Below are 13,576 nucleotides of genomic sequence, written 5' to 3' on the forward strand. Positions count from 1 at the left end.
CCCGAGGCGTACCGTCCGAAGATTCACTCTTCGAACAGTCGCCCGATGTGCCTCCGGCATACCCACGAGAACAGCCCTTCTCCCCGGCTCGTGCACCGAAAGTAATCCTACGATCACCCCTCCAGCTAGGGGATTCCACAAACGCCACCATTCGCCACCCCTTCGAATGAACTCGCCGCGGGACAGACACGATTCACTTGACAGGCGGCGGTCAAGGGCGCGCCGAGTGAGGTACGCCGGGGCGCGCGGCTCGACCCGCACCACCCTCATTGCCTCCACAAGCCCTCGCCGACGCCCCGCTGACGACGGAGTGTCACGGGCAGACTGCGAGTCGTAACCACCGGCGCGCTCGACCCGTTGGAGGGGGCATGGGCTTCACCATCGGCGGTATCCGGGACATCCGGGAACTGCGGTCGGCTTCGCGCCGCCGCGGTCGTGCCACGGACTGCACCGCGGTCGCCGAGTACACAGGACTGTGGGGCTGGGACGTGCTGGCCGGCGCCCGCTCCTCCGCCACCGGCGTCTGCTCGTGCGGGGATCCGTGCTGCGCGCGGCCGGGCGCGCATCCTCTCGACTTCTTCCCGGGCGTACGGGCGGGCGCCACCCTCGACGAGGCGACCCGCGCCTGGTCCGAGGTGCCGGGCGCCGCGGTCCTGCTGCCTGTGGGCCGGCGCTTCGACGTGATCGACGTGCCGCTCGGCGCGGGCGTGCACGCGCTGGCCCGGCTGGAGCGGATGGGGCTGCCGCGCGGTCCGGTGCTCGCGACGCCCACGGGGCGCGCGTACTTCTTCGTGGCGCCGGGCGCCGCCGCGGAGCTGCCGGCGCTGCTCTACCGCATGGGCTGGGACGACGCGGACCTCGACCTGGCGGGCATGGGAGAGGGGTCCCACGTGGTGGCGCCGCCGTCCCCGATGGGGACGTTCGGGCCCGCGCGGTGGCTGCGGCCGCCGTCGCCGGACGCCGCGACGGCCCCGCCGGCCCGGCTACTGCTGGGGACGCTCGCCTACATCTGCCACCGGGTGGGCCGCGTACGCCCGCGCCGGGGGGCGTAGCGCCCGGCCCTCGGACCCCCGGCCTGCCGCGGGCCCCCGGACACGGCGAGCGCACGGCGACGCGATGGCGGCCGGCGCACCCCCGGGCGGACGGACGCGCGAAGGGCAGGTGACCTCGCGGGTCACCCGCCCTTTCTCGTCGCGTCGGCGGCCACCACCCGGGCGCCGGGGACGTCAGTCGCCGATCAGCGCGTCCACGAACGCGGCGGGTTCGAACGGCGCCAGGTCGTCGGCACCCTCGCCGAGACCCACCAGTTTGACCGGGACGCCCAGCTCGCGCTGGACGGCCACCACGATGCCGCCCTTCGCCGTGCCATCCAGCTTGGTCAGCACGATGCCCGTGATGTCCACCACCTCGGCGAAGACACGCGCCTGCACCAGGCCGTTCTGTCCGGTCGTGGCGTCGAGCACGAGCAGCACCTCGTCCAGCGGACCGTGCTTCTCGACGACCCGCTTCACCTTGCCCAGCTCGTCCATCAGGCCGGTCTTGGTGTGCAGGCGGCCCGCCGTGTCGATGAGGACGACGTCCGCACCCTCGGCGATGCCCTCCTTGACGGCGTCGAACGCGACCGACGCGGGGTCGCCGCCCTCGGGGCCGCGTACGGTGCGGGCGCCGACGCGCTCGCCCCAGGTCTGGAGCTGGTCGGCGGCGGCGGCACGGAAGGTGTCGGCCGCGCCGAGCACGACCGAGCGGCCGTCGGCGACGAGGACCCGGGCCAGCTTGCCGGTCGTGGTGGTCTTGCCGGTGCCGTTGACGCCCACGACCATCACCACGCCGGGCGTGTCGAGGCCGCTCTCGGTCTTCACCTCACGGTCGAGGTCGGGGCCGAGGAGCGTGATCAGCTCCTCCCGCAGCAGGGTGCGCAGCTCCTCGGGGCTGCGGGTACCGAGAACACGGACACGCTCACGCAACCGCTCCACCAACTCCTGCGTCGGCTTCACGCCGACGTCGGCGGTGAGCAGTGTGTCCTCGATCTCCTCCCAGGTGTCCTCGTCGAGGTACTCGCGCGACAGGAGCGTGAGCAGCCCCTTGCCGAGGGAGTTCTGCGAGCGGGCGAGGCGCGCGCGCAGGCGCACGAGGCGGCCTGCGGTCGGCTCGGGCACCTCCAGCGGGGGCGCGGGCGCGAGCCCGACGACCGGGTCCTCGACGGCGACGGGTGTCTCGGCGGCCGTCGCCCCGTCGGGGAGACCGACCTCCTCGATGGTGCGGCGGCCTTCGTCCCGCGAGGTCTCGGCCTCGTCGCCGACGTGGGGCTCGGACGGTGGGGCGGTGATGGTGGGCGACGAGGGCGGGGGCGGCGGCAGCTTCTTCTGCCTGCGGGTCTTTCCGACCACGAGCCCGCCGAGGCCGCCGATGACGACCACCGCGATGACTACAACAAGGATGACGAGTTCCATAACGCTCCCCAGTATCGGCCACGACCGTGTACGGCCCGGCACAGCCGCTCCCGGCCGGTGAGAGGGTCGCGGGAGGATCATTCAGCATGTAAAGCGATAATTTGTACCTTTTATTGACCTCTTCGGATGTCTGCTGCCCTTCGGAAGGCGCGGTGGAGACACGTGGCCTCGAACCGGTGCCGGACGGCGAACGTACCGGACATGTCCGTGCTCTCCTTCCCATCTGGGCCGGCGCCACCATCACGGTGCTGCTCGTCACTGCCAGCGCGCGGCTCGTCGTCCCCGACAGGCCCGGCATCCGGCAGATCCTCACCGTCGCGGTCCGCGCGTCAGAGGTCTCGTCCGGCATCGTCGGCCTGATCCCCCTCGCGGGCAAGCGAGGCGGCGCCCCCGGTACGGCGCTGTCCCAAAACGTGTCCGGGCAGCGCGGCGACCCGCTGCCCGGATCGCTGATCCGGGTGGCGCGCCACGGCGGGGAGACGGCCAACGCCGTGACCGTCGCTCACCCGGTGCTCACGGTGCTGCGCCTGGTGGCAGGTGCGCACCGCGGAGTCGTACGCCACACCGTGGCCCTGACCGCGTTCGTCCGCGCGAGCGGTCTCGCGCTTCACCCGGCGGCCCCGGGCCCCCGGGCCCCCGGGGGCCGCGGCGGCGGACGGGTCGCGGCGGTCGCAGGGGGTCAGCGGAGCCGCTGGCTGATCACCTTCGACACGCCGTCGCCCTGCATGGACACGCCGTACAGTGCGTCCGCGACCTCCATCGTGCGCTTCTGGTGCGTGATCACGATCAGCTGTGAGCTCTCCTGGAGCTCCTGCATGATCCGGATCAGCCGCTGCAGGTTGGTGTCGTCGAGGGCCGCCTCCACCTCGTCCATCACGTAGAACGGGCTCGGGCGCGCCTTGAAGATCGACACCAGTAGCGCCACCGCCGTCAGCGACCGCTCCCCGCCGGACAGCAGCGACAGCCGCTTGACCTTCTTGCCCGGGGGCCGTGCCTCCACGTCGACGCCGGTGGTCAGCATGTTCTCCGGGTCCGTCAGCAGCAGCCTGCCCTCGCCGCCGGGGAAGAGCCGGGAGAAGACGCCCTCGAACTCGCGGGCCGTGTCCCGGTACGCCTCGGTGAACACCTGCTCGACGCGCTCGTCGACCTCCTTGACCACCTGGAGCAGGTCGAGCCTGGTCTTCTTCAGATCCTCCAGCTGCTCGGACAGGAAGTTGTGCCGCTCCTCCAGCGCCGCGAACTCCTCCAGCGCCAGCGGGTTGACCTTGCCGAGCTGCTGGTAGGCCCGCTCGGCCGCCCTCAGCCGCTTCTCCTGCTCACCGCGCACGAACGCCTTCGGGCTGTTGCGGGGGTGCCCTGGGTCCTGCGGCAGCGTCTCCCCCTCCGCGGGCGGCGACGGCGGTACGAGCTGGTCCGGGCCGTAGTCGGCGACCAGTCCGGCCGGCTCGACGCCCAGCTCCTCCAGCGCCTTGGTCTCCAACTGCTCGATCCGCATCCGCTTCTCGGCGCCCAGCACCTCGCCGCGGTGCACCGAGTCGGTGAGCTTGTCCAGCTCCCCCTTGAGGTCCCGGCCCCGGTTGCGCTCCTCGGCGAGCTCCCGTTCCCGTTCCGCTTTCGCGGCCTCGGCGGCCACCCGCTCCTGGTCCGCCCGCACGACGGACACCTCGACGTGTGCGAGCAGTTGCCGTGCGCCCCCCGCGACCGCCCCGGCCACGGCGGCCTCGTGGCGCAGCCGTGCGCGCCGCTGCTCGGCGCGGTCCCGTGCCTCGCGCTCGGCGCGCGCGCCGCGGTCCAGCGCGTCGGCGCGCCCCGCGAGCGCCTTCACGCGCTCCTCGTGGGTACGGACCTGGAGGCGCGCTTCCATCTCGGTCTGCCGTGCGTTGGCGCCGTCCGCGGCGAGCCGGTCCCGTACGCCGCTGTCCGGCTCGTCGTCCGCTCCCTCGGCGGACTCGGCCGCCGCCTCCTCGGCGACGAGCAGCCGTTCCGCGAGCTCCTCGGCATCGGCACTCGCGCGCTCCAGCGCCTCGGTGGCCTTGGCCACGGCGGAGGCCGCGCGTTCCGCCTCACCGGCCGCGCCGCGCGCCTGCCCCGCGAGGCGGCCCAACTGGCCGGACACCGAGGACTTCTCCCGGTCGGCGGCGCGCCGCCGCTCGGCGAGCTCCTCGACCCGCACGGCACGGGCCGCCCTGACGTCGGCCGCCTCGTGCTGCGCCCGCGCCAGTTCCTCGCAGCGCACCGCGAGTTCGGCCAGTTCGGCGGCGGCCTCGTCGACGGACGCCTGCACCTCGATGAGGCTCGGCGCGCCCGCGGACCCGCCGTGCGCGAAGTGCGCGCCGAGCACGTCGCCCTCCGCGGTGACGGCGGTCAGCTCGGGCCGGGCCCGTACGACGTCCTCGGCCTCCTCCAGCGTGCCGACGGCGACCATGCCGCCCACCAGCCGGCCCACCGCCGCGACCAGCCCCGGGGGGCCGCTCACCAGTTCCGTGACGCGGAGGGGTTCCCGTACGGCCACCTCGCCCCTGGGAGCGGTGCCCGCCCCCGCGGTGACGTACCGTCCGGCGCCCTCCCCGTCCGCGGGAGCGGGCAGCGCGGCGCGGCCGGTATCACCGGGCCGGGGCTCCTCGGCCGGCGCGGCGCCGAAGTGGCTCCGGTCCGCGTCAGCCGCACGCGAGGTGCCGGGCTCCGCCGCGCCGGGCCGCGCGCCGGCGCCCTGCGGGGGCGGAGCGGCCTGTGCCGGCAGACCGGGTGCGGCCGGGTCCTGGCCGGCGGGCGCGGCGGCGGCCTGTGCGGGCAGCGCCGAAGCGGCGGACGGGCGCGGCGGCTCCTGCCGGCCGGGCCCGGCGGCCTGCCCGCCGGGCCCGGTCAGCAGCAGCGTGGCCCGTCCCGCGTCCTCGTCCCGCAGCAGGCGGATCGCCCGCGCCGCGGTCGTCGTGTCCGTCACCGCGAGCGCGTCCGCCGCCACCCCGAGGGCGGCGGCGACCTGGACCTCGTGACCGGCGGCGAGGTTAAGGAGTTCCGCGGCGGGACCCAGCAGCCCGGTGAGGCTCTCGCGGGCCGCGAGCAGCGCGCCCGAGCCGTCCTTCCTGCGCAGCCCCAGGGCGAGGGCGTCGTGGCGGGCGGCGACGGCGGCCCGGCTGCGCTCGGCCGCGGTGGCGGCCTCACGCGCCGCACCGAGCGCGGCCTCCGCGTCGGCCAGTGCGCGGCGCGCGGCCTCGTGCTCCTCGCCCAGCTCGTCCCCTTCGGCGTCGAGGCCGTCCACCTCGGCCTTGAGCTGTTCGTATTCCTCCTGCGCCGTGACGGCCCGCTGCCGGGCCTCGTCGCGGCTGGCGGCGAGCCGGTCGATCTCGGCCTGCGCCGACGCCGCCCGGCCACGAGCCGCGGTGACCTGCCCGTGCAGCCGGGCGAGCTGCTCCCTGCGGTCGGCGACCGCGCGGGCCGCGTCCTTGAGCCGGCGTTCCTCGGCGGCGAGTTCGCGCTCCAGGTCCGCGCGGTGGGACGCGGTGTCGTCGAGGGCCCGTTCCGCCGCCTCCAGCGCGGCCTCCAGCTCGGCCTCCTGTTCACGGATCCGGGCGGCCTCGCGTTCCATGTCCTCGGGGTCGCGGCCGCGACGCTCGTCGGTGGGCGCCTGGGTCGCGCTGATGACGCGCGCGTCGGCGAGGGAGACGGTGCCGCGGACCCGCTCCGCGAACTGCGACAGCTCGTACCAGGTGCCCTGCGCCCGCGTCAGGCGCGGCGCGAGGCGCCGTACCTCGTCCTCCAGGTCGGCCTCGCGGGTGAGTGCCGTCTTCAGCCGTGACTCGGCGTCCTCCTTGCGGCGCTTCAACTCGGCCTCGTCCGCGACCTCGGTGCGCAGCGCCGCCCTGAGCACGACGAGGTCGTCGGCGAGCAGCCGCAGGCGGGCGTCGCGGAGGTCGGCCTGGATGACGGCGGCGCGCCGGGCGACGGCGGCCTGCCGGCCGAGGGGTTTGAGCTGGCGGCGCAGCTCGTCCGTGAGGTCCTGGATGCGCGCGAGGTTCGCCTGCATCGCGTCCAGCTTCCGCAGCGCCTTCTCCTTGCGCTTGCGGTGCTTCAGGACGCCGGCGGCCTCCTCGATGAACGCCCTGCGGCCCATCGGGTCCGCGTGCAGGACGGAGTCGAGCTGGCCCTGCCCGACGATGACGTGCATCTCCCGGCCGATTCCGGAGTCGGAAAGCAGATCCTGGATGTCGAGCAGGCGGCACGTGTCGCCGTTGATCTGGTATTCGCTGCTGCCGCCGCGGAACATGATCCGCGTAAGGGTGACCTCGGCGTATTCGATGGGCAGCGCGCCGTCGGAGTTGTCAATGGTCAACGAGACCTCGGCGCGGCCGAGGGGCGGTCTGCCGGTGGTCCCGGCGAAGATGACGTCTTCCATCTTGCCGCCACGCAGCGACTTGGCGCCCTGTTCGCCCATGACCCAGGAGAGCGCGTCCACGACATTGGACTTTCCGGAACCGTTCGGTCCCACGACACAGGTGATGCCCGGTTCGAAACGCAGCGTCGTGGCGGACGCGAACGACTTGAACCCGCGCAATGTCATGGCCTTGAGGTGCACGCCGCCGGACTCTACCCGTACGACTCGTCCCCCGGCGGTTTCACCACTGAACGTGCAGGGCACATCAGACGTTAAGAAAGAGCCCGGGGAGGATGGAAGACGAGGGCGCGGCGGGGGACTTGACGGTTACGGGCGCAGGACCGGCCTGGGGGAGACGGAGAAAAAGAAAGAAGGGACGCCGGAGCGTCCCTTGCATATCTTTGCCGGCGAGAATGATCTCACCTGTCCATGGCCCTGACGGGCCGATGATCAGGTGAGCGCAGGCTCCTGGGAAACATCAATGTCGATGCCGTCGAGCAACGACTCTCCAGGGTGCTGGGCGGCGGCAGCGCTGAGCGCGTCGTTCTCGGTCTGGATCCGTACGAGCTCGGATTCCAGATCCTGGACGCGCTGCTGAAGCCGTCGCATCTCGGCGAGGAGTCGCGGGTCGGAGCCGCCGACATAACCGAGAAGCGCCTTTGCCATGATGGATGGTCCTCCACAATGAGTGACCGACCGATTGCGGTGTGGGTCGTGGTTTCGTGAGAGAAAAACGCGCCCTCGTGCCCGGCAGAGAGGGTGCCATCTCTGCGGTTCTCGCTGCCGAACAGTTGGTGTGCGCGGGGATTCCAGAGTCTCACCAAAAAGTTTGACGGTCAACACGATCACCGTCCGTACGGGCATGCCGCCCGGCGGCCCGGCGCCCGTGTCGCTCCGGCGCGGCCTGCTCCCCCGGCGCTCCCGCGCGGGCGGCCCTCGCCGAGGCGGCAGCGTGGCATGCGCGGGAGCCGATGGGCAACAGCCTGGTCATCACGGTCGTACGGGCGGGCGCGGCGCTCCCGGAGCACGGCCGCGAGCCGGCCCGTACGTGGGTCCGCCGCGCCCCGTCATCTGATGGCGAAGGTCTCGTAACCGCCGCGCGGGGTGTCCCAGATCTCAGTGACGCCGTCGACACGACCGGGCGTGTCGTCGGACCGCAGCCAGTCGAGCAGCCGGTGGCAATTCTCACGCGCCCCTTCCGCCACAACCTGCACACGGCCGTCGTCGAGATTGAGCGCGAAGCCGGTGAGCCCGCCGATCTCCAGGGCGTTCGCCCTGGTGAACCAGCGGAACCCCACTCCCTGTACTCGGCCGCGCACCCACGCGGTGAGTCGTACGTGTTCGTCCATGCACGCAAGCTAACGGTCCAATTCCTCTCAGTCCTCACCCGCCCCACACGTCATGGCGTACAGTCCCCTCGCGATGAGCCTCACTCGTTCGGGTGAGTCTCCTTGATGTCCGAGCCGTGATGATCCGAGGCGCTTCGGTGCGCGTCCGCGTCACATCGCCAGGACGTACCCAAGACGACGAGGAGGACCCCGGATGGGACGCCATGGACGCTCCGCCGGCCGGCCCGCCCCCGTATCCGAGCCGGGCGCCACGAGCGGCCGGCACGCGGGAGGCGAGCGCCGCAAGCGGCGCGTGGCCGCCCCCGTACGGACAGGGCTGCTGGGTGCCTCCGCCGCGATGGCGGTCGGAGCCGTGGCTGTCGCGTCGGGGCTGATACCCGGCGGCGGCCACTATGACGTCGGCGCGAGCGCGTCCGGCGGCGAGCAGGTGCAGACGGACGGCGGCACGACCGACCTGCGGCAGCAGGGGGGCGACAGCGCGTCGCCGACCGGTTCGCCCGCCGGCTCCGCCACGGCGTCCCCCTCGCCCGTCACCCCGAAGGCGTCGCACAGCCCGTCGGCCAAGCCCTCGAAGGCACCGGCCTCCTCCAAGAGCGCGAAGACACCCGCCGCGCCGCAGAAGAAGGCCACGACCGCGACCAAGGCCCCGACGGCCAAGGCACCGGCACCGCCCGCGACCACCGACCATGTCGTCAAGGCACCCTCGACCCCTTCGCCGACTGGTTCCGCCGCCGCGCAGATCCTCACCCTGGTCAACCAGGAACGGTCGAAGGCGGGGTGCAGTCCGCTGAAGGACGACTCCTCCCTCGACTCGCTGGCACAGAACTTCAGCGACGAGATGGCCGCCCGTGACTTCTTCGACCACACGGACCCGGACGGCAAGACGCCGTGGGACCGTGCGGACGCGGCGGGCGTACAGAACCTGGGCGGCGAGAACATAGCCCGCGGGCAGGCCGATCCCCAGGCGGTGATGGACGCCTGGATGAACTCGGAGGGCCACCGCGCCAACATCCTGAACTGCGACTACACCCGTCTGGGCGTCGGCGTGCACTACGGCACGGGCGGCCCTTGGTGGACGCAGGACTTCGGCTTCTGACCTTCGGCGGGCGCCTACGCTTCTGACCTCGGCCGGGACTGCGGCTTCTCTGCGGCGGGCACTGCGGCTTCCGGCCTTCGGTCGTATGGTTCCCGCGCCGGGAATCCGGCGGACCGGAAACGCCCGGGGCGTCAGGCCTCCGGGGCGAGGAGTCGCCGGCCGGGGAACCGGCCCGGCTCACGGACCGTCGGGGAGGCAAACCACCGGGCCGCTGCCCCGGATCCACGGGCGGGACGCCGTCGCGGTCCGCGCCTTTGGAGGTGCGGCCGGCTCAGAGCGTCGTGCGGGGCGGGCGCTGGCAGTGCGGGCAGAAGTAGCTCGACCTGTTCATCCAGGGCCTGCGCCGGATCGGCGTGCCGCACCGGCGGCAGGGCTCGTCCTCGCGTCCGTAGGCGTCGAGCGAGCGGTCGAAGTATCCCGACTCGCCGTTCACATTGACGTAGAGGCTGTCGAAGCTGGTGCCGCCGACGTCGAGCGCCTCGTTCATCACGCCCCGTACGTGTCCGAGCAGCTCGGCCACCCGGGGCCGGGTGAGGCCCGCCGTCGGACGCTCGTAGTGGAGTTTGCTGCGCCAGAGCGCCTCGTCGGCGTAGATGTTGCCGACGCCGCTGATCAGCGACTGGTCGAGCAGGGCGCGCTTGACGGTCGTGCGCTTCGCGCGAAGGGCCACCGGGAAGGCGTCGTCGTCGAACGCGGGGTCCAGCGGGTCGCGCGCGATGTGCGCGATAACGTCGGGCAGCCCGTCCGGGGTGTTGTCGTGGAGCGACAGGCCCCCGAAGGTGCGCTGGTCGACGAAGCGCAGTTCCGTACCGAGGTCGTCCGCGAACCGCAGCCGGATCCGCAGGTGCTTCTCGTCGGGCGTGTCCTCTGGCTGCACCAGCAGCTGACCGCTCATGCCCAGGTGGCCGAGGACGGAGAACCCGGGATCGTCGAGCGGCAGCCACAGGTATTTGCCCCTGCGGCGGGCCGGCCCGAAGGTGCGGCCCCTCAGGCGGGCGGCGAAGTCCTCGCCGCCCGCGAGGTGGCGCCGTACGGCGCGGGGATGCAGCACGACGGCCTCGTCGACCGTCCTGCCGCTCACCCAGCGCTCGAGTCCGCGCCGTACGACTTCTACCTCGGGCAGTTCGGGCACGTCACTCCTGGGGAGCGGCGTCACCCGCGGCGGCCCGCTCGTCCGCGGCGGCCCTGATGCCCCGCCATGCGGACTCGGCGGCCTGTTGCTCCGCCTCTTTCTTGCTGCGGCCGGTGCCGGTGCCGTACGAGACACCACCGACGCGGGCGGCAGCAGTGAAGGTCTTCTCGTGGTCGGGGCCCTTTTCCGTGACGAGGTACTCGGGCACGCCGAGACTCTCCGCCGCGGTGAGCTCCTGGAGACTGGTCTTCCAGTCGAGTCCCGCACCGAGGTTCGAGGACTTCTCGATCAGCGGGTCGAACAGGCGATGCACCAGTTCGGAGGCCGCGTCGAGACCCTGGTCGAGATAGACCGCGCCGATGACCGCTTCGAGGGTGTCGGCAAGGATGGACGCCTTGTCGCGTCCGCCCGTGCCTTCCTCGCCCCGGCCGAGCCGGATGAAGGCGCCCAGGTCGAGACCGCGGCTCACCTCGGCGAGCGCACGCGCGTTCACCACGGCGGCGCGCAGCTTGGCGAGCTGGCCCTCGGGCAGGTCGGGATGGATGCGGTACAGCGTGTCCGTGACCACGAGCCCGAGCACCGAGTCGCCGAGGAACTCCAGCCGCTCGTTGGTCGGCAGTCCGCCGTTCTCGTACGCGAAGGAACGGTGCGTCAGCGCACGCACCAGAAGGGCGGACTCAAGGTGATACCCGAGCCGCCCTTCCAGAAGCGTGTGGGACGAGGCTGCGTGGACGGTGTCTGTCTGCTTCTTTGCGTTCTTGTCCGCGGACAGTTCAGACATGGAGCCTCTCACCAGCCGCTCAGACCTCGATGACCTGGCGCTTGTTGTAGGTGCCGCAGCTGGGGCACGCGATGTGCTGCAGCTTCGGCTCCTGGCAGCGCTCGCACGACACCAGGTTGGGGGCCACAGCCTTCCACTGCGACCGGCGGTGGCGCGTGTTGCTGCGCGACATCTTCCGCTTCGGAACAGCCACAGCTACTTCTCCTGCTTCTCGTCGGCGGCGCCGGGCGCGGCACCGTCTGTGTGTTCGATGGAGTCCTTCTCGCCGTCCTTGACGGTTTCGGCGAGTCCTTGCAGTGCCGCCCACCGGGGGTCGACGGCATCGTGGTGGTGCCCGGGCTCGTCCGCCAGCCTGACCCCGCACTCGGGGCACAGACCCGCACAGTCCTCCGTGCACAACGGCTGCATCGGCAGTGCGAGCACCACCGCGTCACGCAGCACCGGTTCGAGGTCGAACAGGCCGTCCTCGATGAAAAGCCTGTCGTCGTCCTCCGGGCCTCCCTCGGCGTCGTCGCCGGGCTCCGCCTTGGAGCGGCCCCTGTCGTCGGCGTCGTGGTAGGAGAACAGCTCCTGGATGTCCGCTTCCACCTTGCGGGTCAGCGGCTCCAGACACCTTACGCACTCCCCCGCGGCCGTGGCACGGGCGGTACCGGAGACCAGTACGCCCTCCAGGACCGATTCGAGCCGCAGCTTCAGCTCGACGGGGTCACCCTCGGGCACCTCGATGACCTCGGCGACGCCGAAGTCCTTCGGTGCGGGCACCGACCGGGTCAGTCGCTTGAGCGTGCCGGGTCGCCGCCCCAGCTCGTGCGTGTCGAACACGAGGGGGTTGCGGTGGTCGAGGCGCGCGTTCAGAACCGTCCCTGCTTTCAGCTGATGCGGTGGCCGGGTTGCCCACCGAGGAGGCTGCCGCTGAAGCCCATGAGCCGGGCGGGCAGCCGAGATCGCGACACGTGTACGCGACCGAAGGACCAGGATACCGGTAGCACGGCACAGGACCCAATCCGGCCCCGCGCCCATGGTCAGTGGCCCTCTTCGTACCGCCGCAGGGCCTCCAGGTCGATCATGCTCGTGTCGAAGAAGCTGGTCTCGTCGAGTGACGCGCCCTGCTGCTGCTCCTCCTGCGCCGGGTGCTGCGGCTGCTGCCAGCCGTAGCCCTGCGCGGCGTCCTGGCCGTACGCGTCGGGGTGCTGGACCTGCTGCGCCTGCTGGGCGGGGTCGTAGCCGCCCTGCTGGTAGGCATACGGGTCCTGCTGCTGATATCCGTACGCGTCGTGCTGTGGGTATCCGCCGCCGTAGCCCTGGTCCGCGGGGTAGCCCTGGGCGTTGACCGGGTAGCCCTCGGTGCCGCCCATGCCGTCGGCACCCGTCATGCCGTTCATGCCGTCCGCTGCGGCCATGCCCGTCATGTCGTAGGAGCCGGTCTCATACCCGGCCGACGCGTAGCCGGCGTCCTGGTAGGGCTCCCCCGCCTGCGCGGGGATCATCGGGCCGCTCTCTGCGGCCATCGGCTCGGGGGCCATCGGCTCCGGGGAGGCGGCCGCGGCGGCGGGCCGCTCGCGGGCGGGCGGGCGGGACTCCGCGAGGTCGGCGAGGAAGTCGGAGTCGCTGATGAGGCCCTGGCCGCCGGCCGCGTCCTGGGCGGCCATGTGCGCGCCGAGGTCGTCCGTGGCGATGCGCCCGAGCAGCTTCTGCCGGCCCCGGCCGACGGCCTCCAGGGTCTTGGACAGGACGGCCTCGAAGGCACCGAGCTTGGCGTCGACGTAGTCGTCCGCGCGGCGGATCAGGGTGCTCGGGTCCGCGCTGTACTCGGGGGCGTCCGGGTCGTCGTCGTACCCGTCCGTGCCCTCGGCGGAGTCGCCGGGCGCGCGGCCCAGCAGCTTCTCCCGGCCCCGGTCGACCGACCCGATCGTCTTGGTGAGGACGACCTCGAAGTTGGCGAGCTTGGAGTCGACGTAGTCGTCGGCCTCCGCGCGGATCTCCTCCGCGTCCCTCTGGGCGTCGGAGAGGATCCGGTCCGCCTCGTCCTGCGAGCGGCGGGCGACGACCGTCTCGGAGATCAGCGACGACCGCTCGCTGTGTGCCTCCTGGATGATCCGGTCGGCCTCCTGGCGGGCCTGCGCGGCGAGTTGCTCATGGCCGCCGATCACCTCCTCGGCCTGCGCCAGCGAGCCGGGCAGGGCGGCACGCACCTCTTCCAGCATCGCGAGCAGTTCGGCGCGGTTCACCACACAGGACGCCGACATGGGCATGGACCTGGCGTTCCCCACAGCGTCGACGATCTCGTCGAGCTTCTTCTGCACGTCCACCGTGTGCTCGCCTTTTCTCAGCCGGATTAGGAGACGGACGCAACGACTGTACGGCCCGCCGGACGGTGCCGGACACCGGGTGAGCGC

The 13,576-nt window shown here is 72.3% G+C and carries 11 protein-coding genes and 1 pseudogene; 3 read left to right on the top strand and 9 right to left on the bottom strand.

What is annotated here, in order from left to right; translation table 11 throughout:
• Positions 1–368 precede the first annotated feature (368 nt).
• Entirely contained in the window at positions 369–1,052 is a 684-nt protein-coding gene (locus OG310_RS09410; RefSeq protein WP_329455430.1) for a bifunctional DNA primase/polymerase, read from the top strand.
• Positions 1,053–1,226: 174 nt separating this feature from the next.
• Here the strand turns inward: OG310_RS09410 and ftsY are convergent, their stop codons facing one another.
• Positions 1,227–2,450: a signal recognition particle-docking protein FtsY gene (gene ftsY / locus OG310_RS09415; RefSeq protein WP_329455431.1), complete on the bottom strand. Its 1,224-nt coding sequence runs from the start codon at positions 2,448–2,450 to the stop codon at positions 1,227–1,229.
• A 176-nt stretch (positions 2,451–2,626) separates the two neighbouring features.
• Between ftsY and OG310_RS09420 the strand changes: the two are divergent.
• Positions 2,627–2,989, top strand: a pseudogene (locus OG310_RS09420) (cytosine permease); the annotation flags it as partial.
• A 140-nt stretch (positions 2,990–3,129) separates the two neighbouring features.
• On the opposite strand, the gene OG310_RS09425 reads toward OG310_RS09420, so the two are convergent.
• From OG310_RS09425 to OG310_RS09435, 3 genes are all read right to left on the bottom strand, one after another.
• Positions 3,130–7,023 (bottom strand): AAA family ATPase, encoded by a 3,894-nt coding sequence (locus tag OG310_RS09425; RefSeq protein ID WP_329455432.1) that lies wholly within the window; start codon positions 7,021–7,023, stop codon positions 3,130–3,132.
• A gap of 249 nt (positions 7,024–7,272) precedes the next feature.
• On the bottom strand, positions 7,273–7,488 hold the full coding sequence (locus tag OG310_RS09430; RefSeq protein WP_030910702.1) for a hypothetical protein: 216 nt from the start codon (positions 7,486–7,488) through the stop codon (positions 7,273–7,275).
• Positions 7,489–7,889: 401 nt separating this feature from the next.
• Entirely contained in the window at positions 7,890–8,171 is a 282-nt protein-coding gene (locus OG310_RS09435) for an acylphosphatase (RefSeq protein WP_329455433.1), read from the bottom strand.
• A gap of 193 nt (positions 8,172–8,364) precedes the next feature.
• Here OG310_RS09435 and OG310_RS09440 point away from each other — a divergent pair, with 193 nt between their 5' ends.
• Positions 8,365–9,267: a CAP domain-containing protein gene (locus tag OG310_RS09440; RefSeq protein WP_329455434.1), complete on the top strand. Its 903-nt coding sequence runs from the start codon at positions 8,365–8,367 to the stop codon at positions 9,265–9,267.
• A 271-nt stretch (positions 9,268–9,538) separates the two neighbouring features.
• Here the strand turns inward: OG310_RS09440 and mutM are convergent, their stop codons facing one another.
• The 5 genes from mutM to OG310_RS09465 form a co-directional block, all read right to left on the bottom strand.
• Complete coding sequence (mutM, locus tag OG310_RS09445; RefSeq protein WP_329455435.1) at positions 9,539–10,399, bottom strand: bifunctional DNA-formamidopyrimidine glycosylase/DNA-(apurinic or apyrimidinic site) lyase; 861 nt, start codon at positions 10,397–10,399, stop codon at positions 9,539–9,541.
• A 1-nt stretch (position 10,400) separates the two neighbouring features.
• Entirely contained in the window at positions 10,401–11,180 is a 780-nt protein-coding gene (gene rnc, locus OG310_RS09450) for a ribonuclease III (protein ID WP_329455436.1), read from the bottom strand.
• 19 nt (positions 11,181–11,199) lie between these two features.
• Positions 11,200–11,373, bottom strand: a complete 174-nt coding sequence (rpmF, locus tag OG310_RS09455) for a 50S ribosomal protein L32 (protein WP_235797399.1) — start codon at positions 11,371–11,373, stop codon at positions 11,200–11,202.
• 2 nt (positions 11,374–11,375) lie between these two features.
• Complete coding sequence (locus tag OG310_RS09460; protein WP_329460094.1) at positions 11,376–12,035, bottom strand: YceD family protein; 660 nt, start codon at positions 12,033–12,035, stop codon at positions 11,376–11,378.
• Positions 12,036–12,202: 167 nt separating this feature from the next.
• Entirely contained in the window at positions 12,203–13,489 is a 1,287-nt protein-coding gene (locus OG310_RS09465; RefSeq protein WP_329455437.1) for a DivIVA domain-containing protein, read from the bottom strand.
• Positions 13,490–13,576 lie beyond the last annotated feature (87 nt).

The organism is Streptomyces sp. NBC_01497 (genome assembly GCF_036250695.1).
Taxonomy (GTDB): domain Bacteria; phylum Actinomycetota; class Actinomycetes; order Streptomycetales; family Streptomycetaceae; genus Streptomyces.